Source organism: Klebsiella sp. K-3, from assembly GCF_051207495.1.
Classification (GTDB): Bacteria; Pseudomonadota; Gammaproteobacteria; order Enterobacterales; family Enterobacteriaceae; genus Klebsiella; species Klebsiella aerogenes.
Genome location: NZ_JBPNXF010000003.1, coordinates 144710 through 171103, shown reverse-complemented (window position 1 = coordinate 171103; position 26394 = coordinate 144710). Strand labels below are relative to the sequence as shown.

Annotated in this window: 25 protein-coding genes; 8 read left to right on the top strand and 17 right to left on the bottom strand. The window is 58.9% G+C overall.

The annotated features are described in order from the left end of the window. Positions 1–28: 28 nt before the first annotated feature. The 5 genes from ACSEMK_RS05875 to ACSEMK_RS05855 all read right to left on the bottom strand — a co-directional run bounded on the left by ACSEMK_RS05875 (position 29) and on the right by ACSEMK_RS05855 (position 6067). Complete coding sequence (locus ACSEMK_RS05875) at positions 29–808, bottom strand: heme ABC transporter ATP-binding protein (protein WP_430914631.1); 780 nt, start codon at positions 806–808, stop codon at positions 29–31. Next, positions 801–1796, bottom strand: a complete 996-nt coding sequence (locus ACSEMK_RS05870; protein ID WP_395226896.1) for a FecCD family ABC transporter permease — start codon at positions 1794–1796, stop codon at positions 801–803. Before ACSEMK_RS05870 ends, ACSEMK_RS05875 begins: the two co-directional genes overlap by 8 nt. Then, positions 1796–2614 carry a heme/hemin ABC transporter substrate-binding protein gene (locus ACSEMK_RS05865; protein ID WP_430914630.1) on the bottom strand — a complete coding sequence of 273 codons (819 nt, stop codon included), beginning with the start codon at positions 2612–2614 and terminating at the stop codon, positions 1796–1798. Before ACSEMK_RS05865 ends, ACSEMK_RS05870 begins: the two co-directional genes overlap by 1 nt. Further along, entirely contained in the window at positions 2611–3642 is a 1032-nt protein-coding gene (locus ACSEMK_RS05860) for a hemin-degrading factor (RefSeq protein WP_289578211.1), read from the bottom strand. Before ACSEMK_RS05860 ends, ACSEMK_RS05865 begins: the two co-directional genes overlap by 4 nt. A gap of 73 nt (positions 3643–3715) precedes the next feature. Next, a complete protein-coding gene (locus tag ACSEMK_RS05855) occupies positions 3716–6067 on the bottom strand; it encodes a TonB-dependent receptor domain-containing protein (protein WP_430914629.1) in 2352 nt (783 codons plus the stop codon). A gap of 323 nt (positions 6068–6390) precedes the next feature. Here ACSEMK_RS05855 and ACSEMK_RS05850 point away from each other — a divergent pair, with 323 nt between their 5' ends. Next, positions 6391–6684, top strand: a complete 294-nt coding sequence (locus ACSEMK_RS05850) for a SelT/SelW/SelH family protein (protein WP_213317187.1) — start codon at positions 6391–6393, stop codon at positions 6682–6684. A gap of 15 nt (positions 6685–6699) precedes the next feature. On the opposite strand, the gene ACSEMK_RS05845 is transcribed toward ACSEMK_RS05850, so the two are convergent. Then, positions 6700–8409 (bottom strand): thiamine pyrophosphate-requiring protein, encoded by a 1710-nt coding sequence (locus ACSEMK_RS05845; protein ID WP_430914628.1) that lies wholly within the window; start codon positions 8407–8409, stop codon positions 6700–6702. Positions 8410–8444: 35 nt separating this feature from the next. Continuing rightward, on the bottom strand, positions 8445–9386 hold the full coding sequence (locus ACSEMK_RS05840; RefSeq protein ID WP_213317189.1) for an AEC family transporter: 942 nt from the start codon (positions 9384–9386) through the stop codon (positions 8445–8447). Positions 9387–9569: 183 nt separating this feature from the next. Between ACSEMK_RS05840 and ACSEMK_RS05835 the strand changes: the two genes are divergently transcribed. Both ACSEMK_RS05835 and ACSEMK_RS05830 read left to right on the top strand, forming a co-directional pair. Next, entirely contained in the window at positions 9570–10457 is an 888-nt protein-coding gene (locus ACSEMK_RS05835) for a LysR family transcriptional regulator (RefSeq protein WP_015370012.1), read from the top strand. Between the two features lie 60 nt (positions 10458–10517). Then, positions 10518–10859: a nitrous oxide-stimulated promoter family protein gene (locus ACSEMK_RS05830; RefSeq protein ID WP_430914627.1), complete on the top strand. Its 342-nt coding sequence runs from the start codon at positions 10518–10520 to the stop codon at positions 10857–10859. Positions 10860–10970: 111 nt separating this feature from the next. Here ACSEMK_RS05830 and ACSEMK_RS05825 read toward each other — a convergent pair whose 3' ends face one another. The 10 genes from ACSEMK_RS05825 to hypA all read right to left on the bottom strand — a co-directional run bounded on the left by ACSEMK_RS05825 (position 10971) and on the right by hypA (position 20526). Beyond that, positions 10971–11825 (bottom strand): metal ABC transporter permease, encoded by an 855-nt coding sequence (locus tag ACSEMK_RS05825; RefSeq protein ID WP_430914626.1) that lies wholly within the window; start codon positions 11823–11825, stop codon positions 10971–10973. Beyond that, positions 11819–12667, bottom strand: a complete 849-nt coding sequence (sitC, locus tag ACSEMK_RS05820; protein ID WP_015370015.1) for an iron/manganese ABC transporter permease subunit SitC — start codon at positions 12665–12667, stop codon at positions 11819–11821. The genes ACSEMK_RS05825 and sitC overlap by 7 nt, the downstream gene beginning before the upstream one ends. Further along, positions 12664–13485 (bottom strand): manganese/iron ABC transporter ATP-binding protein, encoded by an 822-nt coding sequence (locus ACSEMK_RS05815; RefSeq protein WP_047740375.1) that lies wholly within the window; start codon positions 13483–13485, stop codon positions 12664–12666. Before ACSEMK_RS05815 ends, sitC begins: the two co-directional genes overlap by 4 nt. Continuing rightward, positions 13482–14399, bottom strand: coding sequence for a metal ABC transporter substrate-binding protein (locus tag ACSEMK_RS05810; RefSeq protein WP_087858556.1), 918 nt, complete (start codon positions 14397–14399; stop codon positions 13482–13484). The genes ACSEMK_RS05815 and ACSEMK_RS05810 overlap by 4 nt, the downstream gene beginning before the upstream one ends. A gap of 302 nt (positions 14400–14701) precedes the next feature. After that, positions 14702–16774, bottom strand: a complete 2073-nt coding sequence (gene flhA, locus ACSEMK_RS05805) for a formate hydrogenlyase transcriptional activator FlhA (protein WP_087858555.1) — start codon at positions 16772–16774, stop codon at positions 14702–14704. Positions 16775–16912: 138 nt separating this feature from the next. Beyond that, entirely contained in the window at positions 16913–17923 is a 1011-nt protein-coding gene (gene hypE / locus ACSEMK_RS05800) for a hydrogenase expression/formation protein HypE (RefSeq protein ID WP_430914624.1), read from the bottom strand. Next, the gene (gene hypD / locus ACSEMK_RS05795) at positions 17920–19041 is read right to left on the bottom strand and encodes a hydrogenase formation protein HypD (RefSeq protein WP_316424817.1); all 1122 of its coding nucleotides are present in this window, start codon (positions 19039–19041) and stop codon (positions 17920–17922) included. Before hypD ends, hypE begins: the two co-directional genes overlap by 4 nt. Beyond that, complete coding sequence (locus ACSEMK_RS05790) at positions 19041–19313, bottom strand: HypC/HybG/HupF family hydrogenase formation chaperone (protein ID WP_015703264.1); 273 nt, start codon at positions 19311–19313, stop codon at positions 19041–19043. The genes hypD and ACSEMK_RS05790 overlap by 1 nt, the downstream gene beginning before the upstream one ends. Further along, complete coding sequence (gene hypB, locus ACSEMK_RS05785; RefSeq protein WP_430914623.1) at positions 19304–20176, bottom strand: hydrogenase nickel incorporation protein HypB; 873 nt, start codon at positions 20174–20176, stop codon at positions 19304–19306. The genes ACSEMK_RS05790 and hypB overlap by 10 nt, the downstream gene beginning before the upstream one ends. A 5-nt stretch (positions 20177–20181) precedes the next feature. Then, positions 20182–20526 (bottom strand): hydrogenase maturation nickel metallochaperone HypA, encoded by a 345-nt coding sequence (gene hypA / locus ACSEMK_RS05780; protein ID WP_015370023.1) that lies wholly within the window; start codon positions 20524–20526, stop codon positions 20182–20184. 212 nt (positions 20527–20738) lie between these two features. Here hypA and hycA point away from each other — a divergent pair, with 212 nt between their 5' ends. The 5 genes from hycA to hycE all read left to right on the top strand — a co-directional run bounded on the left by hycA (position 20739) and on the right by hycE (position 26354). Beyond that, positions 20739–21188: a formate hydrogenlyase regulator HycA gene (gene hycA, locus ACSEMK_RS05775; protein WP_015370024.1), complete on the top strand. Its 450-nt coding sequence runs from the start codon at positions 20739–20741 to the stop codon at positions 21186–21188. A gap of 82 nt (positions 21189–21270) precedes the next feature. Continuing rightward, entirely contained in the window at positions 21271–21879 is a 609-nt protein-coding gene (locus tag ACSEMK_RS05770) for a 4Fe-4S dicluster domain-containing protein (RefSeq protein WP_015370025.1), read from the top strand. Further along, positions 21876–23702, top strand: coding sequence for a formate hydrogenlyase subunit 3 (gene hycC / locus ACSEMK_RS05765; RefSeq protein ID WP_271032893.1), 1827 nt, complete (start codon positions 21876–21878; stop codon positions 23700–23702). Before ACSEMK_RS05770 ends, hycC begins: the two co-directional genes overlap by 4 nt. Before the next feature lie 2 nt (positions 23703–23704). Beyond that, entirely contained in the window at positions 23705–24628 is a 924-nt protein-coding gene (locus tag ACSEMK_RS05760) for a respiratory chain complex I subunit 1 family protein (RefSeq protein ID WP_045377374.1), read from the top strand. A gap of 16 nt (positions 24629–24644) precedes the next feature. Next, the gene (hycE, locus tag ACSEMK_RS05755) at positions 24645–26354 is read left to right on the top strand and encodes a formate hydrogenlyase subunit HycE (RefSeq protein ID WP_015370028.1); all 1710 of its coding nucleotides are present in this window, start codon (positions 24645–24647) and stop codon (positions 26352–26354) included. The last annotated feature ends 40 nt before the right edge of the window (positions 26355–26394 follow it).

Genomic DNA, 26394 nt, shown 5'->3' with positions numbered 1-26394 from the left:
CCATCGCTAAGCTGGCCGCGCGTGACGTTCAGGGCGCCAGATAAACCTGCGGAATCGCTTTTTCCGGATGCTGGCCGAGGCGCACGTCCGCGCCGTACCAGCGGCTAATGATATCCTGCTGGATAACCTGATGCGGCGTGCCCTGCGCCACCAACTGTCCCTGGTGTAGCAGCAGAATCTGGTCGGCCCACAGGGCGGCGAGGTTGAGATCGTGCAGCACCACGCAGACATGTAGCTGGCCGGTAGCGGTCAGACGCTTGAGCAGGCGTAACAGATGTTGCTGGTAATAGAGGTCCAGCGCCGAGGTAGGTTCGTCCAGAAACAGCCAGCCCTGCGGCGCGCCGTTTTGCCACAGTTGCGCGAGGCAGCGGGCCAGCTGTACCCGCTGCTGCTCGCCGCCGGAAAGCGACGGATAGCGCCTGCCGCGCAAATGATCGCAGCCGGTTTCCGCCATAATATCGCGCAGAGTCTGAGGACTGGCGGTCGCTTCCCATGGCGAGCGCCCCATGGCGATAATCGTTTCCACCGTCCAGTCGGCCTGGAGTGGAGTGCGCTGCAACATCACCGCCCGGCGGCGCGATAGCGCCTGCGGCGACCAACGCTCCAGCGCTTTGCCGTCCATCATGCGTTCGCCGCTGTCCGGGGTAAGGAAACCGGTTAGCAGCCGCAGCAGGGTGGATTTTCCCGCGCCGTTCGGGCCGATCAGCGCGGTCATCTCGCCGCCGCGAAGCGTCAGCGAAACCTGGTCAATCACCTGTCGTTGGCCGAGCCGCAGCGACAGCCCTTGCGCCCGATAGTCTTTATCCATGGATTGGTTTCTCCCGACGAAATATCAACCACAGGAACCACGGCGCGCCCAACAGGCTGGTCAGCAGCCCCACCGGCATCTCCGCCGGCGCGGCGACGGTGCGCGCCAGGGTATCGGCAATCAGCAGCAGAATCGCGCCCGCCAGCAGCGAGCCGGGGATGAGACCGCGGTGGTCCGCCCCCAGCCACATTCGCATCAGATGCGGCACCACCAGGCCGATAAAGCCGATGACGCCGCTTATCGCCACCGCCGCGGCAACCAGCACCGCGCTACATAACAGCAGCAGCCGTTGCAGCGCCCGCACGTTAACGCCGAGGTAGTGCGCCTCTTCATCACCAAGTTGCAGCAGGTTAAGGCGTGACGCCATCCACCACACCGCTATTGACGCCGGAATAATCAAGCTAGCCGCCACCAGCAGCGTCGGCCATTCGGCCTGGCCGAGGCTTCCCATCCCCCACAGCGACAGCTGGCGTAGCTGAGCATCGTTGCTTAGCCAGGCCAGCACGCCGACCAGCGCGCCGCATAAGGCGTTGATGGCGATCCCCACCAGCAGCAGCCGCGACAGCGAACCGTCACCTGCGCGGCTGAGGATAAAAATCACTGCCATCACCGCCAGGCTGCCGATAAACGCCGCCAGCATCGGCATATACAGGGCTAACAGCGCCGGCACGCTGAGCGGCAGCACCAGCCAGCAGGCCACCGCCAGCGCCGCGCCGCTGCTGATGCCCAGCAGCCCCGGGTCGGCGAGCGGGTTGCGAAACAGCCCCTGCATCACGCAGCCGGACAGGGCCAGCGCGGCGCCGACCAGCAGCGCCAGCAGCACCCGCGGCAGACGGATCGTCAGCCAGATATGGCGCAGGATTTCATCGCCGGAGGGCAGCAGGTTGACCAATGGCAATCGCATTGCGCCGAGGGTGGTGGCGTAGAGCGTCAATGCGACCAGCAGCAGCGCCATTAACAGCAAATGGCGAACGAGGGCAGGGCGCATCAGGGCAGCTGCTCCGCTTTTTTCCGCAGTTCGAGGATCGCCTGCGGCGTACGCGGGCCGAAGCCAAGCAGGGCCATATCGTCGATCGCCAGTAGTTGTTTATGGCGGCCAGCGGGCGTTTGCGCCAGACCGGGCAATTTCCATAACCCGCTTTCGCCGCCCATCCCCTTGAGACCATCGGCGGAAATTACCACCAGATCCGCCTGGCTTGCGGCCACCCCTTCCTGTGACATCGCGCGATAATGGTCAAAGCCCTGCATCGCGTTTTGCAGCCCGGCGGCGCGGATCGCGCCATCGGCGGCGGTGTGCTGCCCGGCCACCATGGTATTCATCCCGCCGTGGCTGAGGATAAACAGTACCCGTTTGGCGATAGGCTGTGTGGGAAGGGCGGCTATCTGCTGCTGGACCTGCTGGCGCAGTACGTCGCCCGCCGGTTTTTTGCCTAATGCTTTGGCGATAACGGCGATTTTGTTATCGATGGCGGCAAGGTTATCGCCGCCCGGCACGTTGACGACCGTCACCTTGCTGTCCTGCACTTTCTGCAGCACCAGCGACGGCTGCGCCTGCGCGCTGGCCAGCACCAGCTGCGGGCGTAAGGAGAGGATCCCCTCGGCGTTTAACTGCCGTAGATAGCCGACGTCCGGCAGCTTCTGCGCGGCGGCAGGCCAGGTGCTGGTGCTGTCTTTCGCCACCAGTTGCTGCCCAGAGTTCAGCGCATAGACAATTTCGGTGACGTCGCCGCCGAGGGAAATTACTCGTTCGGCGGCCGCGCTGGCGAACAGCGGCAGTGCGGCAAGCAGTATTAACCAACGTTTCATGCCGGCTGCCCTTCCGCGCACAGACGCGCCACCTGCGCGCGCCACTGTTCTTGCTCCGGGTGGCCTTCGCTGCGCTGGCCGTACAGCTGGGCGATTTGCGTACCGTCTTTGGCAAACAGTTCGACGCTGGTGACGTGGCCATCGGAGGTCGGTTTACGGGTGACCCAGATTTCATCCACACTGTCTTCGCGAAGATGAAGTGTAAAGGCGCTGTTGAAGATGTTGATCCAGCCGCGCATCGGCGCCAGCTTTTCCAGCGCGCCGGTGAAGATCTGCACGCAGCCGCGGTTGCCGACGAAGATCATGATTTCATTGCCGTCCTGGCGCACCGTTTCCAGCAGTCCCGGCAGGGCATTATTGTCGATGCGGCAGGCCAGATCGTCGCTCACCAGGCGGAAGGCCTGCTGACGGGAAAGGTTGTGTTTACGCAACAGGCCGAAGAACTGATGTACATCGGTCATCGCGCGCCACTCCTTTTCCAGCGCCGCGGCGTCGGCGGAGTCGGCGTACTTTACGCGGTCGGCCGGGCGAATCGTCAGCGCGCCGGGCGCCGTCTCGCTGAATTTGGCTACCAGCGTTTGCCATGCCGCCATATCGGTTTGCCCGGTGGCGTAAACCTTTAGCAGCGCATCGCCGTGCGGGTCAAAGAACTGGATGCTCTGGCGGCCGTTATCGTTGAGGTGGAACACGCTCGACCACTGGCTGAGGAACAGACGCAGGTCGAGCGCCCGCGGGTTGAGCACCAGCCCGGCGTGGCCGCTCAGGTGCTGATGGGTAAATTCGCCGACCTGCTCGTGCACCGCGTATTCGTTGCGGCAGATGCATTTGGTTTCGCCGACGCTCTCCAGGGCGGCGATAATCGCCCGTACGTCGTCGTGCAGACGCACGGCATCGTGACCGACGCGCGCGGCGGTTAATTCGGCTTCGCTAATTCCCATCTCTGCGGCGATGTCGCGGGCATATTTGGCGGTGGAGCGAGCTTTGGTGGCCTGGTAGCGCTGCCACAGATCGTCGTGTGCGTTTTGCATAATTCACATCCTTCTCTACGATGAATTTCCCCGGCCCGCGGGCCGGGGGGCAGGTTTGTTATTATTCGGGCGATCAGAAATCGATATTCACGCCCAGTTGCCAGGTCCTTCCGGGCATCACAGCCAGCGCTTTATCGTTGGCATCCTGATTGGTACTGGTCTCGATGTTGCGGCTGCTCAGGTAGTCCCAGTATTTACGGTCGGTAATGTTGTAAACCCCGCCGTTGAGGCGAACGTTCTTCGCCACCTGCCAGTAAGCGGTCCAGTCCAGCATGCCGTAGCCCGGCACGCGCATATATTCGGTGCTGGAATCGGCGATGGCGGAGTCGGTGTTGTTGTAGCTCTCGCGGCTGGTGGCAGTGGCCTGTTTGCCCTTAACAAAGGTGGCGGTCAGCGCCGTACCGTAGCGCTTAGCCGGATCGTCCCACGCCACGCCGACGATCGCTTTCATCGGCGCGACGCTGTCGAGGTCGACGTATTTATCGCCGTAGTAGCTGGATTTCGATTTCCCTTCGCTATAGCCCCAGGCGAGGGTGGCGCTCAGGCCATCTACCTGCTCAAACCAGGTGCCGAAGTTAAATTTAGTGCTGATCTCGCCGCCGTAGATATAGGCCTTATCGCGGTTTTCCGCTTGATAAATGGTGTAAATATTCGACGGGACGTTAGTGAATTTGCCCGGATTGTTGGCGCGCGAATAGCGCGTATAGGCGATAAAGTTCTTATAGCTGTTGTAGAACAGCGCGGTACGCACGGTGATGCCTTCGGTGACTTCACCCTTGATACCCCATTCGATATTGTCGCTGGTCTCGGTTTTCAGATCGTTGTTGCCGATAAGCGCGTACTGCTGGCTGCCGGCATAGCTGGAACCCAGGTTCCACGAACCATACAGCTGGCTGGCATTCGGGAACTGCGCGCCGCGCTGGTACTGCAGATAGGTCATCAGCCGCGGCGTAATGTCGTACTGGAACGTCAATGATGGCAGCACCTGGGTGTCGCTGTTTTTACCATACAGATTCGCCACCGACGATTCGGTGAGCACGCTGCTGTTGGCGCTAAGATCGGACAGATCTTCCGGTTTAGTGGACTGATGCGTCACGCGTACGCCGGGAATAATCGCGAAGTTGTGGCTATCGAGGTCGAAGTTGATCTGATCCTGCACGTAACCGCCGAGGGTGTAGCTGCGGCTGTCCGCTTCCGGCTGCATAATTTCGCTGTAGACGCTGGGGATCGGCGACTGGCTAAATGGCCGCTGGGTTTTGGTCGTGCTGGCGTTAAAACCGGCGCTCAGGTCGTGGCGGCCGATACTTTTCGCGAGCATAGTCTGCAGGCCCCAGGTATCGGTATCGTAGTCGGAATTGACCGTCTGCATTTTGCGGGTGACGCTATCCGGCATCCAGGTCCAGTCGTGAGCCTCGGTATGCTGGTAGTAAACCTTGGTCGAGACGCTGTCGATGTAATCGTTCAGCGGCGTCCAGTCGTCTTTCAGGCTCAGCCCCCAGCGCCGCGTCTGGTTGGTTTGGTTGGCGGTGCCGATCACGCTGTTACCGCTGGAGTCCCACGAATCGAAGTGGCTGTGGTTGGTCTTGTGATAGTAGTCGAAGGTGCTGGTGAACTTATGTTCATCGTTCGGCTGCCAGATGCCGGAGGCCATAAACGCGTCAGAGTGCCAGTTTGCCGGGTAAGCGTCGACGCTGCCGCTGTTGTTCTCGGTTTCCTGGCCATCGCGGCGGCTGTAGACGAAAATGCCGCGCAGCGTTTCATCGCCGCCGGCGACGGTGACGCCGTTATGCCAGCTGCGGTCGGAAGAGTCGTAGCCGCTCTGGTAGCCAAAGGCGCTGGTTTTGCCCGGGCGCAGATAGTCATCCGCCGATTTCGGGCGGAAGGAGACGTTGCCGCCGATTGAGCTGTTAGCGGTCTCGGTTGAGGTGGCGCCCGACTGAATATCCACGCTGCCGTACATATAGGGATCGATATAATCGCGGCCAATGCCAAAGGTGTTGAGGCCGGAACGGCCAACGTAGCCGCGGCCGGTGGCGTTTGGCTGGGCAATGCCGTCAACATCGATGCCGACGCGGTTGCTTTCGAGGCCGCGGATGTTGTAGCCGGTATAGCCGCCGCGATCGAAACCGCTTTTACCGTTGCCGGAACCGCCGCTGGCGCCGGTGGCGCTGATGAGGGGTTCATAACGCATGATTGAGCCGAAGTCGTTGGCGCCTTTGTCCTGCAGTTCCTGCGCGCTCACGGAGTGCTCGCTGCCGGCTTTCAGCTGTGGGGCCGGGGCGGTCACCACCATCTGTTCCGCGCTATCCGTCGTGTTATCCTGGGTCACGGCCGCGATAGCGGCATTCTGCGCGATTGCTGCGAGCAGAGAAGTCGCCAGCAGGCTTTTCTTACACCATGCTGCTGATTGAGTCGATTTGTACATTTGTAGCCACGCCTTGATAATTATTAGTATCGGCTCACGCGTTACTTCCAGAGTGCAGGTTGGTCCGTGTTTTCCCTGGCGGACAGTGGTATTCCTGATTTAGTAATTGCGAATGGTAATGATAGGTATTATCGTTTGCAACAAAATATTTACCTATACCCTAAATAATTCGAGTTGCAGGCAGGCGGCGACGCAGAGAATCCCCAGGAGCTTACTCAAGTAAGTGACTGGGGTGAGCGAGGAAGCCAACGCACATGCAACTTGAAGTATGACGGGTATATTCTGCATTTTGTTTACATTCCTTCGGACGAGAGCAACACAACATGACTCATAAAGCGGCGATTACCATTCACTACTGTTCCCAATGCAACTGGATGCTGCGCGCCAGCTGGATGGCCCAGGAGCTGCTGCATACCTTTAGTACCGATATCGCTTCGGTCACGCTGGTGCCCGGTACCGGCGGCATTTTTACGGTGAGCGTCGATGAGGCGCTCATTTGGGAGCGCAAACGGGACGGCGGTTTCCCGGACGCGGCCGAACTGAAACGGCGAGTGCGGGACGTCTGCTTCCCGGAAAAAGCGTTGGGACACGTGGATAATGCCGGGAAGCAGATCTAAAACGGCTGTCTGCGATTAACGTCCTAGTTCAACGTTGACCAGTACGCTTTGTCGGCGAGTGCGAATAATAGCGACCGCCTCTTCCAGTACGCCTGGGAGATCTTCCGCCAGCGAAACCGTCAGCGCAGCCGCGCGGCTGGAGGCGGCGAGCGCGGCGAAATCTGGCGACGACGAAAACGCGGTGGCCGGAATAGCTTCCATTTTGGCGGCATAGCCGTCGGGATAGAGCGCTTTGGTGCCGCCCGCTACCGCTCCCCAGCCGCCATTGTTGCCAACCACCACCAGTACGGGAAGCTTCATCACTTCCGCGATGTGATGACATACCGCCGGATTGGCAAAGAGATAGGAGCCGTCGCCCACGGCGGCGATGATTAGCTCGCCTCGCCGGGCGAGCTGCAGCCCTAAGGCGATGGGCAACGCTTCACCCAGACCACCCGCCAGCGCTTCCTGGTAATAACTGTCCGCCTGAGTCAGGCCGGCGAACTGCGGCATTGTTGTCAGTTCGGAGACGATCTTCCCCTGATGTTGATTGGCAAGTTGACCCAGACAGTAGCTCAGCCAGGGTTTGCCAATCGCCCCTTTTTGACCGGCGTGGAGGAGGGCTTCCCGTTGGTTCTTCGCGTGTTGTATCAGGCTAAGCACATGCTTTTCACGTTCAGCCACCTGCTGTTGCTTCGCTGCCACAAGCGGCTGGAGCGCCTCTTGTAAAAGTTCGAATACCTCGTCGGTTTCTCCGGCCAGATTGATATCGGCGCGATAACCGCGGACGGGGTAGCGGGAAAAAAGCGGATCGGGGCCGATCTGGATAAGCTTACAGCCGTCGTTGCAGCAGCTTTCTTCGATGATCCACGGGGCCTGTGAGTCGATAACGATGATGACGTCGGCGGCGGAAAGCCAGCCTTCGGGATCGCTGCCGGCCAGCATAGGATTGTCGCTGCTAAGGGTGACTTCAGTACCCCAGTATTCCACCACCGGAATAGCCCACTCCTTAACCAGGGTATTGAGTCGCGCAAAGCCCCCGGACGTTCTTGCGCCGCGCTGGGCGAAGATGATCGGCTGTCTGGCATTGGCTATCGCATCGGCGGCGCTGGCAATATCCGCCCGCGTTGGCGCATAGCGGACCGGCTGTTGAGTTGGTGCGGCATAAAGCGCTTGTTCATCGATGGTGAACGTTTCGCATAGCGGCTCGCGGGGCAGGCTCAAATACACCGGCCCCTTTGGCAATGAACGGGCTATCGCCCATGCTCTGTCAACATGCTCGCCGACCTGATCGGCAATGCGTAATTCGAAGTCCCATTTCACCGACTCGCGAATGAGCGCCGCCTGATCGCGCATCTCCTGGCCGTAGCCAATCGGCGTGTTGCGACAACCAAAGTGTGAATGCTCGCTAATCGGCGTGCGTCCGCCAAAAATCAGCACCGGAATATTGCTGTTGGCCAGATTGATGACGCCGCAGGCGGCATTGGCCAGGCCTACGTTAGTGTGAACCATGACGGCCTGCACCTTCCCGCTCCCGAGATAATAGCCGTGGGCCATGCCGATGGCGGCGTTCTCGTGGGGACATATCACCAGCTCCGGCACCTGTTGTCCCGTGGCGCGCATTTTGGCCCACGCTTCAATAACCGGGGGATAATCGGTACCCGAATTAATAAAAATATAGGCCACGTCGAGGGCCTGAAGCCGGTGCAGTAATAATTCAGCGGCCGATACAGTGATAGAAGTCATATTCTCTCCGGATTAACGCGATGTTATCGCCGTGATTAAAAGGTCAGGAAAATAAATGCGCCCATCGTAATGATGGAAGTAATAATACTTAGCGCCATGGTCGAGGCCATTTCTTGCTCGCCGGACTTATATTGCATAGCAATAATAATGGCGATCGAGCCCACAGGAATCGCCATCGTTAATACCACTTGTTTTATTTGCTCCATGCTGAAACCCATTTTTAACAAAATGAGGTAGCAGGCGCCGGGCACAAGAATATTACGGGCGATAACGGTAATAATGGTGGCGGAGGTGATGACAATGCTGCGAGTATAGAGCACGATACCTGCGGCAAACAGCGCCAGTCCGCCGGAGGCCTTACCCAACAGACCTAGCGACATTGATACGGTTTCAGGAATATGAATATCCATTAATACTAATATCAGCGCGACAACTGGTGACCATACCACCGGCTGCTTGATGGCGTTGAGGACCCGCGTGGCAAAAGAGATATTCTGGCTTTTATCCCCCGTTGCAATGGACATCAGAATCATCACCAGCGGGAGCTGGAAGACATTTTGCGTAATACTGGAAACAGTAATTAATGAGGCGCTGACGGTGCCGAATAAAAAAGCCAGTACCGAGGTGCCAATGAAGGGAACGGCCGGCGAGCCGATGGCCAGAGCCTGTAGCGTACTGAGCGCCAGGGAGCGTTTACAGACATAACGGGCGATAGCTAAGGGAATAAGGAAACTCAGAATTAGCGCCAGGATAATAGCGATAGCGACAGGGCCCATACTCATCACGATATGCCGCGGCGTCATGACCATATTACTGAAAATGCTCAGCGGTAAAGCATACAGCATCACAATTTTATTAATATCACCAGCCTGCTGCCAGTTAAAGTCTTTGCGTTTACCGCTGATATAGCCAATGAGAACGGTAATGATAACGGGTAAAATAGCGCCGAGGATTAATAGGATGTTGTTCTGTGTCATAGTGATTTATTCTCATTATAAATTATCGTTAGGGGCAGGGTGTTGAACTATAAATATTGAGAGTGTTCACCCCGGAAATACGCCGCTGTTGCACTATTCATTTTTTTCGTTGCTTACTGCATTCTTGACGCAAAAAGAAGCGTCAGGGAAATGTAAAAATAATTCGTTCAATGAGTAATTGTCATGGCTATGAAAATTAAACAAATACAAGCCTTTCTTACCGTCGCCAGCGAAGGGAATTTAACTCTGGCAGCGGAGAAAATGGGGATTACGCAATCCGGGCTAAGCCGATTGTTGCTGACCCTGGAGGAGGATCTGAATGCTACCTTATTTGAACGGCATAAGCATGGAATGGCGTTAAGCGAGTACGGCAGCGCGTTTTTACCCTATGCCATGACAATGTTGAACACGGAGAACAAAGCCAGAGAGGAAATGGCGCTGATCCGCGGGGCGGGCAAGGGGATTTTGAGAATCGGCTGCGTATCCAGTCTGTTAACCAGCCATTTTATTGATAAATTAGCCGCCTTTCATAAACGCCATCCCCAGATACACATCAAAATATTCGACCGCATTGACTCAGAGTTGTTTAAGCTGCTGCTGATGCATGAAATAGATATCGCCCTCTGCGGGCCTTTACCGCACGACGATAAAATCGTAGTTCGTGGAAAAATTAACTGGCAGGATCGTATTTGTATCATTTCAAGGCCAGGCCATCCGCTACAAAAAGAAAAACGTCTGTCGCTTGCGGCGATGCTCGACTATCCGTGGATCATGCCGCCGCCATTAAGCACGCCGATGCTTATCCTTGAAGATATTTTTCGCTCGCATCAGTTACCCTGTCCGGTTCCTATTATCGAGTGCGCTTCATCCGCGGCGATAAAATCCTTTATCGCTGAGAGCGATCTTTTAACGTCAATGCCTGCCCCCGTCTATCGACTGGAAGAGAAGCTTGGATTGTTGCGACCGCTGGAAGCGGAGGGCAGCGTGTTTGTCAGAGATTTCTATGCCTGGAGCCATTTTGGCGTGTTATCCGGAGCCGCTCTGCAGTTAATCCAGCATCTGAAGCAGTGAGATGCCCTGACAGATACAAAGGTGTATAATCAATGCATCTTATTAGCTTGAGGCTGTGACATGGGCAAACGCATCGATCGCGAAAAGAAGACTATCGGCAATATGATCAGGCTTTATCAGCGCCGCAGCCCGGATGCGCGCAACGATGGCGAACATTACCTGGCGCTTAACGCTTACGCCGACAAGCGGCTGGATAAGTGCGTATTTGGCGAAGAGAAGCCGGCCTGTAAACAGTGTCCGGTACATTGCTATCAGCCGGCGAAGCGAGAAGAGATGAAGCGGATCATGCGCTGGGCCGGGCCGCGGATGCTCTGGCGGCATCCGATTCTGACCATTCGTCACCTGATTGACGACAGGCGGCCGGTGCCGGAGCTGCCGGAAAAATATCGGCCGAAAAAATAGTGGCCTTTCCACGGTTTGCGCTGCGCTTCGCCGCCACCGGGATCGCGGTTGAAGGATCGTAGGTCGGATAAGCGTAGCGCCATCCGACAATTCTCCCTGCTCGCGCTGGCGTTAACCGCCATCGGAGATCGTTGCTGACGCCCTCTGTTTCTGACCGTCACGGATCGTGCTGGCGACAAAGGCCAGCACGAACAGCGCGGTAAATAGCACCACGATGGTTGGCGCCGGGGCGCTATCGAGATAAAACGACAGCCAGACGCCCGCCAGCGAACAGCCCACGGCGATTACCGTTGCCAGCAATAATGCGCTGACAAAGCGCCGCGTCAGCAGCAGAGCGATAGCGCCGGGCGCTATCAGCAGCGAAATCGACAGAATAATCCCCACCGACTTTAACGTCGCGACGATAGTCAGCGCGATCATGCACAGCAGACCATAATGCAGCAGCCCGCAGCGCAGGCCGCTGGCTTTGGCCTGATTGGGATCAAAGGCGTGCAGTAAAAAATCGCGCCACTTTAGCCCGATAATCAGCGCAATCGCCAGCGCAATCACCGCCGTTTGCCCGATATCGCTGGCGGATATTCCCAGCATATCGCCAAACAGAATGTGGTCGAGATGAATGTCGGATTGAATCGCCACGTACAGCACCAGCCCGGCGCCGAACATCCCCGAGAAGACGATCCCCATAATGGTATCGCGCTTGATGCGGCTGTTATCGTCGAGAAAACCGGTGGCGACGGCGCAAAATAAGCCGGCAATAAACGCGCCGATGGCGAAGGGGATGCCAATAATGTAGGCCACCACCACGCCGGGAAACACCGCGTGGCTCATGGCATCGCCCATCAGCGCCCAGCCTTTTAACACCAGAAATACCGACAGCAGCGCACAGGGGACGGCGACGATCGTCGCCACTAGCATCGCGTTGACCATAAACGGAAACTGTAATGGTTCAAGGAGCATCGTTAGCATGAGGCCTCCCTGGCGCGACGGCGGTTGGCCAGCAGGCCGTGCTTCGGCGCAAAGACAAAGGTAGCTAAGAACAGCAGCGTCTGCGCCACCACGATGATGCCGCCGGTGGCGCCATCAAGATAGTAGCTCAGCCACGCGCCGAAGAAGCTGGTCAGACTGCCGATAGCGACGGCGATGGCCAGCAGACGCGGGAAGCGGTCGGTTAACAGCCAGGCGGTGGCACCGGGCGTCACGACCAGACAGATGACCAGAAACGCGCCGACGGTTTGCAGCGCCGCCACGGTGCAGGCGGCCAACAGAGTGAAGAACAGCAGCTTCAGGCCGCTGGTGTTAAGGCCAATCGAGCGGGCGTGGTTTTCGTCGAAGAAGGTGACCATCAGGTCTTTCCACTTCAGCAACAGGATCGCCATCGAAATAAAGCCAATCGCCGCCAGTTGGATAATATCCTCCGGAGCGATGGCGAGGATATTGCCGAGAATAATGGTCTGAATGTTCACCGAGGTCGGATTCAGCGACACCATAAACAGGCCGATGCCGAAAAACGAGGAGAAAATCAGCCCGATGATGGCGTCCTCTTTTAGTCGCGAACGCTGGTTAAGAAACAGCATGCTGCCTGCCGCCAGGCCGCCGGAGAGAAACGCGCCGAGTGCAAAGGGCAGGCCGAGCATATAAGCGCCGGCGACGCCGGGAACGATCGAGTGGGAGAGGGCGTCGCCAATCAGCGACCAGCCTTTGAGCATCAGGTAGCAGGAGAGAAAGGCGCAGACGCCGCCGACTAATGCCGAGACCCACATCGCGTTGAGCATGTATTGATAGCCAAACGGCTCCAGCAGCCAGCTCATCGTTGCCCCCCCGCCGCGCGATGGCTGATAAACGGTCGCTCATCGTCGGTAATAATGCGCTCTTCCGCGCCGGTGAGCGTGACGTGACGCAATACGCCGCTGAAGGCCAGCTCCAGATTCTCGGCGGTGAAGGTGGTTTCCGTCGGGCCGCTGGCCAGCACGGTGCCTTTCACCATCACCGTATAATCGCAAAATTCGCTGACTGAACCGAGGTTATGGGTAGAGACCAGCATGGTACAGCCTTCGTCGCGCAGTTCTCGCAGCAGGGTGATGATCCGCGCCTCGGTCTGCACATCGACGCCGGTAAAAGGCTCATCGAGCAGGATGACTTTGCCTTCCTGAGCAATGGCGCGGGCGAGGAACACGCGCTTTTTCTGCCCGCCGGAGAGCTCGCCAATCTGTCTTTTGCGGTATTCGCTCATCCCTACGCGGGCCAGCGCGGCATCGACAATCTGCCGGTCGCGGGGCTTCGCCCGCCGCAGCCAGCCCATATGACCATAGCGGCCCATCATCACTACATCTTCCACCAGCACCGGAAAAGACCAGTCCACCTCTTCCGATTGCGGTACGTAGGCAACAAGATTTTGCCGTAGCGCGCGGTTGACCGGCTGGCCGAGAATGGCGATATCGCCGTGGCCGACGCGCACGAAACCCATCAGCGCTTTGAACAACGTGGATTTACCGGAGCCGTTGACCCCCACCAGCGCGGCAATCGATCCGCGCGGAACGCTGAACGAGGCATCGCGCAGGGCGGTGTGGCCGTTGCGATAGGTCACCGTGACCTGGTCGACGATAAGTCCCGCTTGCGGCGCAATCATGACTGTTTCCTCAGGCCATCGTTGATCCCTTTGACGATGGTTTCGGTGGTGACACGCAGCAGGTCAAGATAAGTCGGCACCGGGCCGTCGGCGGCGCTTAGCGAGTCAACATACAGCACGCCGCCATAGTGGGCGCCGGCTTCACGGGCGACCTGTCGCGCCGGTTTGTCGGAGATGGTGCTTTCACTGAAGATGGTCGGGATATGCTCCTTCTTCATGGTGTCGATGGTTTTACGCACCTGCTGCGGCGTGCCCTGCTGGTCGGCGTTAATCGGCCACAGATAACGCTCCTGCAGGCCGTTATCGCGCGCCAGATAGGAGAATGCGCCTTCGCTGGTAACCAGCCAGCGTTTGTCCGCCGGCAGTTTCGCCAGTTCGGCCTTCAGCGGCGCCATGGTCTGGCGGATTTTATCTTTGTAGGCGTCGGCGTTGCGGCGATAGGTGTCGGCATTGACGGGATCGTATTTCACCAGCGCATCGCGAATGTTATCGACGTAGATCAGCGCATTATCCGCCGACATCCACGCGTGCGGGTTAGGTTTGCCGTTGTAGGGGCCATCGCTGATGCCCATCGGCTGAATACCGTTACTGACCACGACTTCCGGTACGCCGTTCAGGTGCTGATAAAAACGGGCGAACCACAGTTCGAGGTTGAGGCCGTTGGCGAGAATAAGCTTCGCCCCCTGCGCGCGTTTGATATCGCCCGGCGTCGGCTGGTATTCGTGAATTTCCGCGCCCGGTTTGGTGATTGAGCTGACGTCAGCGGCGTCGCCGGCGACGTTCTGCGCCATATCGGCGATCACGGTGAAGGTGGTAATGACTTTGAATTTTTCTTGCGCCTGAGCGGGGGCGATAGCAAGCAGCGCTAATGCGGCGGAGAACAACAGGTGCTTGAACGGCGGCAGATGCGTCATAGGATCCCTCACGGTATTGCGATTATTTAATCATCGTTTATAGCCTTTGCTATGTTATATAGCACAAGCTATTTATAAATGAAAATAATTCTTATTTAGATGTTGAGGTAATGATTAGGTTGAGAAGGATTGTGAAGGGGATTAAATCAGGGGCGGTCCGCTATTCGATGGGTCGCCGCGTTATTTTGTCGGATGGCGCTACGCTTATCCGACCTACGGTCCTGTGCGATTTGGTAGCCCGGAGAAGGCGCAATGCGCCGCCTCCGGGAAAATCCCTACGCCATGAGAGACATATCGTCGGGCTAGACTAACCGATCCTTATTAATGCCTAAACGTTTCATGCGCGACAGCAGCGTCGTGCGCTTGAGCCCCAGGCGCTGGGCGGCACCTTTTGGCCCGGCCACCACGCCGTTGCTCTCTTTCAATACCCGGACGATGAGCTGATATTCATCTTCGCCTTCCTCCGGCAGCACTTCCGGCGCTAGCGTCTCCTGTTCAATATGCATTTCCGGCAGCGACAGTTGCAGTACGTTGCCGCGGGTTAACAACACCGCGCGCTCGACGACGTTTTCCAGCTCGCGCACGTTGCCCGGCCAATCCATGCGCGAAAGCGTGCGCAGGGTCTCCGCCGGAATACTGTCGATGTTGCGCCCCAGACGGCGGGCGATTTTGAAGGTGAAGGCTTTCACCAGCAGCGGAATATCGTCCGGCCGTTCGCGCAGCGGCGGCAGGTGGATCGGGAACACATTGAGCCGATAGTAAAGATCGCTGCGGAATTCACGATCGATAACCATCTGTTTGAGATCGCGGTTGGTGGCGGCGATCAGCCGTACATCGGTCTGAATCAGTTTATTACTGCCCAGGCGTTCGAATTCCTGCTCCTGAAGAACGCGCAGCAGCTTCGGCTGCAGCTCCAGCGGCATATCGCCGACCTCATCGAGGAACAGCGAGCTTTTGTCCGCCAGTTCGAAACGGCCGATACGCTGGGCGCTGGCGCCGGTAAAAGCGCCGCGCTCGTGGCCGAACAGATCGCTTTCCAGCAGGCCAGCGGGCATCGCCGCGCAGTTCATTTTCACCATCCGTCGGCCGTTGCGCCCGCTCAGGTTATGAATAGCGCGAGCGATCAGTTCCTTACCGGTGCCGGTTTCACCGAGGATCAGCACCGTACTGTCGCTCTGCGCTACCATTTCCACCTGCTTGAGCACGCTGTGCATCGCTTCGCTGCGACCAATGATTTCGCCGAACTCGCTTTCGACGTTGTTGAGCTGTTCAGTGAGCGCCAGGTTTTCATCCACCAGCCGTTCTTTCAGCCGCTGGATCTCGCGATAGGCGAGGGCGTTATCGATAGCTATCGATACGCGTTCGGCGATTTGCCGCAGCAGTTTAAGGTTGGTAGTGGTAAATACTTGCTCATCGCACTGTGCCAGCTTCAGCACCCCGAGCAGCGTATTGCCGGACATGAGCGGTAACAGGCACAGGGTCTGGATCTGGTTATCCCACATCTCGAAGAGCATTTTCTCATACGGCGCCAACGAGTCGTGCTCATGCAGATTGAGCAACAGCATCTCTTTGCTCTTAAACACCCGCTCGGTTAGCGTGCCGGCTTCATCGACTTCGCTTTGGTCGTGGACCGGATGGCTGGCGTCGAGATAGTGGGTGGAGTAAATGTTGAGCTTGCCTTTGCGGTTGCTGCGCAGCACCACGCTTATCGCGTCGATGCGGAAATAGCGGTGGATCTCTTTTGCCACCTCGCTGACCAGTTCGTCAATATCGAGGCGCGACAGGACGGCGTTGGTAATGGCCACCAGGATGCGGAAATTATCGCGCTCGTGGCACAGCAGATCGTAATCGACGTTGTTGCTGACCCGGTTTTGGATCTGCTCGGTCACGACGGCGACAATCTGCGCGAAAGTATGCAGGCGCTGGTACTCTTTTTCGCTCCATGGCCGGTTGTCGTCGCGGATGAACTCACAACCGCCGAAGATGCGGCCTTCCGCCGCCAGCGGCAGCAGGCAGTAGTAGCCGAATTCCGGGTAAATGCCGCTGGCGGCCAGCTGCGGCCAGGTTTCGGCGAAGGTCGCGTTGTCGCAATGTAGCGCGTCGGGGCGCGACAGCAGGCGGCGTACCGGGCCATGTGCCAGTACGGTTTCATCTTCGTAGCTTGCCGGCTGTCCGGCGTCGTCGCAGGCGTACCTGGCGGCGCGATGGTTGCCGTGGTTCCACAAGATAATCGCCGCCCGGTCGGCAAGCGAGGATTGCTGCACCAGACGGGTTAGCGTTTCGCTCAGCGCGGCCAGATCGGGCTGCTGTAATAAAATACGGGTGATATCAAACAGACCCTGCTGCCCGAGATCGCCCATTGGTGTATACGACATTGCTTAAGTCCAAAAAGCGCCGCAGCGCGGCGCAGAATAAAGAGATGAATCAAATAATAGTCTGTTAATAAAACAATTGTTGCCGTCGTTGAGGTCGACCTGATAAGGCGACCTCCGCCCTCCGGGCCGGTTCAGTGGTTAGCAAATTCTCGGTAGCGGCTCGGCGTGGGGAAGATCGAGCGTCCGTTTAACGCCATATAACCCTACGGAGCGCACGCCGGCGCGCTCGACAACGTCGCCAATTATCGCGGCATTCTGTCCGAGCGGGTGAGACCGTAAATGCTCAAGTACGCGCAGCGCGGCTTCTCTGGCGACGGCAATTACCAGTTTACCTTCGTTGGCGAAATTCAGCGCGTCGAGCCCCAGCAGTTCGCAGACGCCTCGTACCGTATCGTTGACCGGCAGCTTCGCTTCATGCAGTTCGATACCGCAGCCGCTGGTAGCGGCGAACTCGTGCGCCACCGCGTTGACGCCGCCGCGGGTGGCGTCGCGTAGCGCTTTGATGCCCGGAATCTCGCGCAGGGTTTGGATAAGCGGCGTCAGCACCGCGCAGTCGCTGGATAACGCGCCGTCCAGCCCCAACTGTTCGCGCAGGTTAAGAATGGTGGCGCCGTGATCGCCTAACGTGCCGCTGACCAGCAGCACATCGCCGGCGCTAATCTGCTGCACTCCCCAGTGAATATCGCCGGGGATGGCGCCAATACCGGCGGTATTGATGAATAATTTATCCGCTGCGCCGCGCGGCACCACTTTGGTATCGCCGGTCACAATGGCAATCCCGGCTTGCTGCGCGGTAGTTGCCATGCTGCGCACCACCGCTTCCAGCGTCGCCATCTCCAGCCCCTCTTCGAGGATAAACCCGCAGGAGAGATAGCGCGGCAGGGCGCCGCTGACCGCCACGTCGTTGGCGGTGCCGCAGACCGCCAGCTTGCCGATATCGCCGCCGGGGAAAAATAACGGATCAATGACGTAGCTGTCCGTTGAGAAGGCCAGCCGATCGCCCTGGGCGGCAAGCCCGGCGAGATCTAAACGCGCCTGATCTTCTTGTTCGGCCAGCCAGGGATTGGCGAAGGCCTGCATAAACAGCTCGCCAATGAGTTGCTGCATCGCCTGACCGCCGCTACCGTGAGCTAACTGAATGCTTTTCATGCTTTATTTTCCTGACTGCGATATTGATACCAGGCGGCGCAGGCGCCCTCTGAGGAGACCATCAGCGCGCCAAAGGCGCTCTGTGGATTGCAGACGCGGCCAAACAGCGGGCACTGGTGTGGCTTACAACGCCCGGTCAGCACTTCACCGCAGCGGGCGCGCGGGTCGTCGCAAACCCGCTGCGGCGCCGGGCGGAAATGGGCCTCGGCGTCAAAGCGTTGATAATCTGGCGTCAGGCAAACGCCGGAATCGTTGATCGTCCCCAGGCCGCGCCATTCGCTATCGCCGCTCAGGCAAAAGACCTCGGCGATTGCCGCCTGCGCCAGCGCGTTACCGGCATCCGGCACCACGCGACGGTACTGATTCTCTACCCGACTGCGCTGCGCTATTTTCTGCTCAACCAGCATGATCACGCCTTGCAGTAGATCAACTGGTTCAAATCCAGCAACGACTAATGGCCGATGATAGTCGCTGGCGATGAAACCGTAGGCGTCGGTGCCAATCACCATACTGACGTGGCCGGGGGCGAGAAACGCATCGATACCGTTGTCCGGCTGGTCCAGCAGGCTGCGCAGCGTCGGCAGTAAGGTGATGTGCTGACAGAAAAAGTAGAAGTTGCCGACGTTGCGCTCGCGGGCCTGACGCAGCGTCAGCGCGGTGGCGGGCATGGTGGTTTCGAAACCGAGACCGAAAAACACCACTTCGCGCTGTGGATTCTGCTGCGCCAGCCGCAGGGCGTCCATCGGCGAGTAAACGATTCGCACATCGGCGCCGCGACTCTTCGCCTGCAGCAGCGACCCGTTTTTTCCCGGCACGCGCATCGCATCGCCAAAGGTGCAGAAAATCACATCCGGACGGCTGGCTATCTCGATACACGCATCAATGCGGCCCATCGGCAGGACGCACACCGGGCAGCCGGGGCCGTGAATAAATTCAATATTACTCGGTAATAGCTGGTCGAGGCCGAATTTAAAGATGGCGTGGGTATGGCCGCCGCAGACCTCCATCATCCGCAGCGGGCGGGCTTCACTGTAGTCCAGCAGCCGGGCGCGCTGCTGCAGATGTTCGACCAGCTGCAGCACCTGCTCCGGCGCGCGGTATTCATCAACAAAACGCATTATCGCTCCTCGCCGTACAGCAGCGCGCCGACGTCCGGTTCAACCTCGAACATGTTTTGCAGCGCCTCGAGGGTATCGCGCGCTTCGGCTTCGTTAATCACGCTCATGGCGAATCCGACGTGGACCAGCACCCACTGACCGATGCGCGGCTGGCCCTGCTCGTCGACGGCGCCGACCAGCGTCAGATCGACTTCGCGCTGAATGCCGCACACTTCAACCTTCGCCATCACGCCGTCAATCGTGCGAATTTGCCCCGGAATGCCTATGCACATCGCTGTGTCTCCAGCCAGTTAAGCCACTGCTCCATGCCTGCGCCGCTGGTGGCGGAGAGCAAAATAATCTCGATATGCGGATTCACTTCCCGCGCGCAGGCGAGGCACTTCTCGACGTCAAAGTTGAGGTACGGCAGCAGGTCGACTTTGTTGAGCAGCATCAGGCTCGCGGCGGCAAACATATGCGGATACTTCAGCGGTTTATCTTCTCCCTCGGTAACCGACAGCACCGCCACTTTATGACGTTCGCCAAGGTCGAAGCTGGCCGGGCAGACCAGGTTGCCGACGTTTTCGATAAACAGAATACCGTTATCGCCAGCCGGCAGACGCGCAGAGGCGTCGGCAATCATTTGCGCATCGAGATGGCAGCCCTTGCCGGTATTGACCTGAATCGCCGGCGTGCCGGTGGCGCGGATACGCGCGGCATCGTTGACCGTCTGCTGATCGCCTTCAATGACCGCGCAGTCGACGATGCCTTTCAGGCGCGTCAGGGTTTCGGTGAGCAGGGTGGTTTTACCGGAGCCGGGGCTGGAGACCAGATTCAGTACCAGTTGATTGTTCGCCGCGAAGCGCGCGCGGTTGCGCGCCGCCAGGCGGTTGTTTTTATCCAGCACGTCGATTTCGATTTCCAGCATCCGCCGCTGGCTTTGCCCCGGCGCATGGGTACCCGCTTCGCCGTGGCCGTAGTGCAGATCGCCTTGCGCGCTCCGGGTCGGGGTGAAGTTATCGGTTTTTACGCCGGTGATGGTCATGGTCTGACGCGGGGCGGGAGCGAAGGGGGCGCTGCGAAACGCCGAATGCGGGTTATGTTCATCGCCTTCGATATAAAGGTTGCCTTCTCCGCATCCGCAAGTCGTACACATAATTTTTACTCCAATTCTAAACGCTGAATCTGTAAGCCATCATCCGCCACGATCTGCAACTGGTCGTTATCGCAGTGCGGGCAGCGGCGGACATGCTGAGAGACAAGATGCACATACTGCTGACAGCGTTCACACCAGCATTCAGCCTGTTGCTCGGCAATGTGCAGCGCGCAGCCTTCCGCCAGCGTGCCGCGGCACACCAGTTCAAAACAGAAGGTGAGGGCGCTGGCCTCCACGCAGGAAAACGCGCCGACCTTCAGCCACACGCCGGTGACCCGGCGCGCGCCGTTTTGCCGCGCCTGTTGCTCAATGATTTCCAGCGCTCGCTGGCTTAGCGTGATTTCGTGCATGTTGGCCTCCGTTAATACTATGGCGGCTATATGCAATAACGATGCCAGGAGACCATAAACGGCGGGGGAACTGTCGATGACGACGACGGATGGCTGTCATCGACATGTCGCGATGGCGCCAGTATTTTTAATAATTCCTTTAAATTCATATAAATAAATTTTGGCATGGAAAATGCTTAACCGGTGCATCTCATGTAACGGGAGGATCCGGGATGACAATTTGGGAATTAAGTGAAAAGGCGGACTACATCGCCGATCGTCACCGCCAGCATCAGGAGCAGTGGCACACATACTGCAACTCGCTGGTTCAGGGCATCACCCTGTCGAAAGCGCGTCTGCATCACGCGATGAGCTGCGCGCCGGACAAAGAGCTGTGCTTCGTGCTGTTCGGCCACTTTCAGGTATATGTCGCGCTGGCGGAAGGCTTTAACAGCCACACCATCGAATACTACGTAGAAAGCAAAAATGGCGATGACAAACGGCTGATCGCCCAGGCGACGCTGGATGCGGAAGGGGTGATTGACGGTCGCATCAGTAACCGTTCCCGCGAAGCGGTGCTGGAACACTACCTGGCGATCATCGCCACCGTCTATGACCGTCTGTATGAGGCCATGGAGCGCGACCAGCCGGTGGATTTAAGCCATCTGGCGCAGGTCCATTAATTGTGAAGTGTCGACAAGTGTCGAAACCGACACCTGCGCGGCCTGATTTCGTCAAAAGTGACTTTCACCCGAGGATGACCCGGTGAACCGTTTTGTAATTGCTGATTCCAGCGTCTGTATTGGCTGCCGCACCTGCGAAGCCGCCTGTTCCGAGACGCACCGCCAGTATGGCCTGCAAAGTATGCCGCGCCTGCAGGTCATGCGTAATGAAAAAGAGTCTGCGCCGCAGATGTGCCACCACTGCGAAGACGCGCCTTGCGCCGCGGTGTGCCCGGTCAACGCCATTACTCGCGTTGACGGCGCGGTACAGCTGAATGAAAGCCTGTGCGTTAGCTGCAAACTGTGCGGCATCGCCTGCCCGTTCGGCGCGATTGAATTCTCCGGCAGCCGTCCGTTGGATATTCCCGCCAACGCTAACACGCCGATGGCGCCCGCCGCGCCGCCGGCTCCGGCTCGCGTCAGCTCGCTGCTCGACTGGGTGCCGGGCGTTCGCGCTATCGCCGTGAAATGCGACCTCTGCCACTTTGATGAGCAGGGCCCGGCCTGCGTGCGCACCTGCCCGACCAAAGCCTTAGTGCTGGTGGATATTCGCGATATTGCTAAGTCCAGCAAGCGTAAGCGCGAACTGACCTTTAATACCGACCTCGGCGATTTGTCGCTGTTTCAGGCGCAACAAGGGGGCGTGAAATGAGCGTGGTTGCATTAGTGAATCAGGCGGTTGCCTGGTATGCCGCCAGCGCGGTGCTGGCGTTTTTATTTAGTTTGCGAAAACCGCTGAGCGGCGCGATTGCCGGGATCGGCGGCGCGGTCGCCAGCGCGATGTTAATCGTCGCCGGCTTCTCGGCGCTGATCGCGCCGGAGCGGATCAACGGCGGCATGCTGCAGTATCTGCATCTGGCGATGCGGGTGGGCGGGATTAACGCTCTGTGGCTGTTGGCTATCGGCCTGTCGGCGCTGCCGATTTCGCTGTTTAACATTTCCTGGCATCGTCATCCGCAGGTCAAATCCAACGGCCTGCTGGTTAACCTGCTGCTGGCTGCCGCCACCTGCGCGGTGGTGGTGACTAACTTCGGCAGCCTGGTGGTGATGGCGGAAATCATGGCGCTGTGCGCCGCGTTCCTTACCGGCTGCGCGCAGTCCGGCAAACTGTGGTTTGCGCTGGGGCGTCTCGGTACCCTGCTGCTGGCGTGGACCTGCTGGCTGGTGTGGTCGTTCTACGGCACTCTCGATCTGGCGGCGATTAGCCAGTTGGCCGCCGGCGCGCCGCAGAACATGGCGCTGTGGCTGCCGGGTCTGCTCGGTTTTGCCCTGCTCGCCGGGGTGATCCCGCTGCACGGCTGGGCGCCGCAGGCGCATGCGGGCGCCAGCGCCCCGGCCGCCGCGCTGTTTTCTACAGTGGTGATGAAGGTCGGTCTGTACGGCATCCTGACCGTGTCGCTGGCCGGTAGCGTGCCGCCGCTGTGGTGGGGCGTGCTGCTGCTGGTGTTGGGGATGATTACCGCCTTTATCGGCGGGCTGTACGCGCTGATGGAACATAATATCCAGCGCCTGCTGGCTTACCACACCCTGGAAAACATCGGTATTATTCTGCTTGGCCTCGGCGCGTTCGTCACCGGTATTGCTACCGGCAATAATGCGCTGATGGTGCTGGGCTTTATCGGCGGCATGTACCACCTGATCAACCATAGCCTGTTCAAAACCACGCTGTTCCTTGGCGCGGGGGCGGTGTGGTTCCGTACCGGCCATCGCGATATCGAGAAGCTGGGCGGCATCGGTAAAAAAATGCCGCTCATTTCACTCGCCATGCTGGTGGGGCTGATGGCGATGGCCGCGCTGCCGCCGCTGAACGGCTTTGCCGGCGAATGGGTTATCTATCAATCCTTCTTCAAGCTGAGCACCGGCGAGGTGTTTATCGGCCGTCTGCTGGGGCCGCTGCTGGCGGTTGGCCTGGCGATTACCGGGGCGCTGGCGGTGATGTGTATGGCCAAAGTCTACGGCGTCACCTTCCTCGGCGCGCCGCGCAGTAAAGAGGCGGAAAACGCCACCTGCGCGCCCTGGCTGATGACCTTAAGCGTGGTGCTGGCCGCCGCGTCCTGCGTCATCGGCGGCGTGGCGGCGCCATGGTTGTTGCCGCTGGTCGGCCACGTTATTCCGGTTCCTGCGCAGGCTACAAGCGTCGTGTCGCAGCCGCTGATCGCCATTCTGCTGATTGCCTGTCCGCTGCTGCCGTTCCTGCTGATGATCTTCTTCAAAGGCGACCGCCTGCCGGCACGCTCGCGCGGCGCGGCGTGGGTCTGCGGCTACGACCATGAACAAGCGATGGTGGTCACCGCCCACGGCTTCGCCATGCCGGTGAAAGAAGCCTTTGCGCCGCTGCTGAAGCTGCGTCACTGGTTGAATCCGGTACGGCTGGTGCCCGGCTGGCAGAACGCCGCCGCGCCCGCCTTGCTGCGCGGCGTGGCGCTGATCGAACTGGCGGTACTGGTGGTGATTGTGATTTCGCGAGGAGCCTGAGAGTGAACCTATTCGTTGCATTAATACAGGCGCTGGTACTGTTTGCCGTCGCGCCGCTGCTGTCCGGCCTGACCCGCGTTGCCCGCGCGCGCCTGCATAACCGCCGCGGGCCGGGGGTACTGCAGGAGTATCGGGATATCCTGAAACTGCTGGGTCGCCAGAGCGTGGGCCCGGACGCTTCCGGCTGGGTATTCCGCCTGACGCCGTTTGTGATGGTTGGCGTGATGCTGACCATCGCCGCCGCGCTGCCGGTGGTGACCGTAGATTCACCGCTGCCGGGGCTGGGCGACCTGATTACGCTTATCTATCTGTTCGCCATCGCCCGCTTCTTCTTCGCCATTTCCGGCCTGGATACCGGCAGTCCGTTCACCGCCATCGGCAGCAGTCGTGAAGCGATGCTCGGCGTGCTGGTCGAACCGATTCTGCTGCTTGGGCTGTGGGTCGCGGCGCAGGTTGCCGGCTCCACCCATATTAGCGCGATTACCGATACCGTTTACCACTGGCCCGCCGCGCGCAGCATCCCGCTGATCCTGGCGCTGTGCGCCTGCGCTTTCGCCACCTTCATCGAAATGGGCAAGCTGCCGTTCGATTTAGCCGAGGCCGAACAGGAACTGCAGGAAGGGCCGCTTTCCGAGTACAGCGGCAGCGGTTTCGCGGTGCTGAAGTGGGGCATCAGCCTGAAACAGCTGGTGGTGCTGCAGATGTTCGTCGGCGTATTTATCCCGTGGGGACAGATGACCAGTTTTAGCGCGCCAGGCCTGCTGCTGGCGCTGGTGGTCGCCATCGTCAAGCTGGTGGCGGGAGTGCTGATTATCGCGCTGTTCGAAAACAGCATGGCGCGTCTGCGCTTTTGTGCCACCTCCCGCGTTACCTGGGCCGGGTTTGGTTTCGCCTTTTTAGCTTTCGTCTCCTTGCTGGTGGCGTGATTAAGAGAATTTGAGCATGTCTGAAGAAAAAATCGGTCAACACTATCTTGCGGCGCTGCACCAGGCCTTTCCTGGCGTGGTGCTGGACGAAGCCTGGCAGACCAAAGATCAGCTAACCGTCACCGTGAAGGTTAACTACCTGCCGGAAGTGGTCGAGTTCCTGTACTACAAGCAGGGCGGCTGGCTGTCGGTACTGTTCGGCAACGACGAACGTAAGCTGAACGGCCACTATGCGGTTTACTATGTGCTGTCGATGGAGCAGGGCACGAAGTGCTGGATCACCGTGCGCGTGGAAGTCGACGCTAATAAACCGGAATATCCGTCGGTGACCCCGCGCGTGCCGGCGGCGGTATGGGGCGAGCGCGAAGTACGCGATATGTACGGTCTGGTGCCGGTGGGCCTGCCGGACGAGCGCCGCCTGGTGCTGCCGGACGACTGGCCGGATGAACTCTATCCGCTGCGTAAGGACAGCATGGACTACCGCCAGCGCCCGGCGCCGACCACCGACGCGGAGACCTACGAATTCATTAACGAGCTCGGCAGTAAGAAAAACAACGTGGTGCCGATTGGCCCGCTGCACGTCACCTCCGATGAGCCAGGCCATTTCCGTCTGTTTGTCGACGGCGAGAACATTATCGACGCCGATTACCGCCTGTTCTATGTCCATCGCGGCATGGAAAAGCTGGCGGAAACCCGCATGGGCTACAACGAAGTAACGTTCCTGTCGGACCGGGTATGCGGCATCTGCGGCTTCGCCCACAGCACTGCTTATACCACGTCGGTAGAAAACGCGATGGGTATCGTGGTGCCGGAGCGCGCGCAGATGATCCGCGCCATTCTGCTGGAAGTGGAACGCCTGCACTCGCACCTGCTGAACCTTGGCCTGGCTTGCCACTTCACCGGTTTTGACTCCGGTTTTATGCAGTTCTTCCGCGTACGCGAAACCTCAATGAAGATGGCGGAGATCCTCACCGGCGCGCGTAAAACCTACGGTATGAACCTGATCGGCGGGATTCGCCGCGATCTGCTGAAAGAGGACATGATCCAGACCCGCCAGCTGGCGCAGCAGATGCGCCGCGATGTGCAGGAGCTGGTGGATATGCTGCTCAGCACGCCGAATATGGAACAGCGTACCGTCGGTATTGGCCGTCTGGATCCAGAAATCGCCCGCGACTTCAGTAACGTCGGCCCGATGGTCCGCGCCAGCGGCCACGCCCGCGATACTCGCGCCGATCACCCGTTCGTCGGTTACGGTCTGCTGCCGATGGAAGTCCACAGCGAGCAGGGTTGCGACGTGATTTCCCGCCTCAAGGTACGTATCAACGAGGTTTATACCGCGCTGAATATGATTGATTTCGGTCTCGACAATCTGCCCGGCGGCCCGCTGATGGTGGATGGCTTCACCTATATTCCGCACCGCTTCGCGCTGGGCTTCTCGGAAGCGCCGCGCGGCGACGATATTCACTGGAGCATGACCGGCGACAATCAAAAACTGTACCGCTGGCGCTGCCGTGCGGCGACCTACGCCAACTGGCCGACCCTGCGCTATATGCTGCGCGGCAACACCGTCTCCGACGCGCCGCTGATTATTGGCAGCCTCGACCCTTGCTACTCCTGTACCGACCGCATGACGGTGGTCGATGTGCGTAAGAAAAAGAGCAAAGTGGTGCCGTACAAAGAGCTGGAGCGCTACAGCATCGAGCGTAAAAACTCGCCGCTGAAATAATTGAGCCATTGCGTGGGGCCCCTCACCCCGACCCTCTCCC

Bases quoted from the DNA above. Each gene is read 5' to 3' on its own strand.
- hypE (WP_430914624.1), bottom strand. From the start codon at position 17,923: ATGAAAAGCATTCAGTTAGCTCACGGTAGCGGCGGTCAGGCGATGCAG.
- ACSEMK_RS05810 (WP_087858556.1), bottom strand. From the start codon at position 14,399: ATGACGCATCTGCCGCCGTTCAAGCACCTGTTGTTCTCCGCCGCATTA.
- hypA (WP_015370023.1), bottom strand. From the start codon at position 20,526: ATGCACGAAATCACGCTAAGCCAGCGAGCGCTGGAAATCATTGAGCAA.
- ACSEMK_RS05830 (WP_430914627.1), top strand. From the start codon at position 10,518: ATGGGCAAACGCATCGATCGCGAAAAGAAGACTATCGGCAATATGATC.
- sitC (WP_015370015.1), bottom strand. From the start codon at position 12,667: ATGAGCTGGCTGCTGGAGCCGTTTGGCTATCAATACATGCTCAACGCG.
- hypB (WP_430914623.1), bottom strand. From the start codon at position 20,176: ATGTGTACGACTTGCGGATGCGGAGAAGGCAACCTTTATATCGAAGGC.
- hycA (WP_015370024.1), top strand. From the start codon at position 20,739: ATGACAATTTGGGAATTAAGTGAAAAGGCGGACTACATCGCCGATCGT.
- ACSEMK_RS05870 (WP_395226896.1), bottom strand. From the start codon at position 1,796: ATGCGCCCTGCCCTCGTTCGCCATTTGCTGTTAATGGCGCTGCTGCTG.
- hypD (WP_316424817.1), bottom strand. From the start codon at position 19,041: ATGCGTTTTGTTGATGAATACCGCGCGCCGGAGCAGGTGCTGCAGCTG.
- ACSEMK_RS05855 (WP_430914629.1), bottom strand. From the start codon at position 6,067: ATGTACAAATCGACTCAATCAGCAGCATGGTGTAAGAAAAGCCTGCTG.
- ACSEMK_RS05860 (WP_289578211.1), bottom strand. From the start codon at position 3,642: ATGCAAAACGCACACGACGATCTGTGGCAGCGCTACCAGGCCACCAAA.
- hycE (WP_015370028.1), top strand. From the start codon at position 24,645: ATGTCTGAAGAAAAAATCGGTCAACACTATCTTGCGGCGCTGCACCAG.
- ACSEMK_RS05790 (WP_015703264.1), bottom strand. From the start codon at position 19,313: ATGTGCATAGGCATTCCGGGGCAAATTCGCACGATTGACGGCGTGATG.
- ACSEMK_RS05850 (WP_213317187.1), top strand. From the start codon at position 6,391: ATGACTCATAAAGCGGCGATTACCATTCACTACTGTTCCCAATGCAAC.
- ACSEMK_RS05815 (WP_047740375.1), bottom strand. From the start codon at position 13,485: ATGATTGCGCCGCAAGCGGGACTTATCGTCGACCAGGTCACGGTGACC.
- ACSEMK_RS05825 (WP_430914626.1), bottom strand. From the start codon at position 11,825: ATGCTAACGATGCTCCTTGAACCATTACAGTTTCCGTTTATGGTCAAC.
- ACSEMK_RS05835 (WP_015370012.1), top strand. From the start codon at position 9,570: ATGGCTATGAAAATTAAACAAATACAAGCCTTTCTTACCGTCGCCAGC.
- ACSEMK_RS05840 (WP_213317189.1), bottom strand. From the start codon at position 9,386: ATGACACAGAACAACATCCTATTAATCCTCGGCGCTATTTTACCCGTT.
- hycC (WP_271032893.1), top strand. From the start codon at position 21,876: ATGAGCGTGGTTGCATTAGTGAATCAGGCGGTTGCCTGGTATGCCGCC.
- ACSEMK_RS05865 (WP_430914630.1), bottom strand. From the start codon at position 2,614: ATGAAACGTTGGTTAATACTGCTTGCCGCACTGCCGCTGTTCGCCAGC.
- ACSEMK_RS05845 (WP_430914628.1), bottom strand. From the start codon at position 8,409: ATGACTTCTATCACTGTATCGGCCGCTGAATTATTACTGCACCGGCTT.
- ACSEMK_RS05875 (WP_430914631.1), bottom strand. From the start codon at position 808: ATGGATAAAGACTATCGGGCGCAAGGGCTGTCGCTGCGGCTCGGCCAA.
- flhA (WP_087858555.1), bottom strand. From the start codon at position 16,774: ATGTCGTATACACCAATGGGCGATCTCGGGCAGCAGGGTCTGTTTGAT.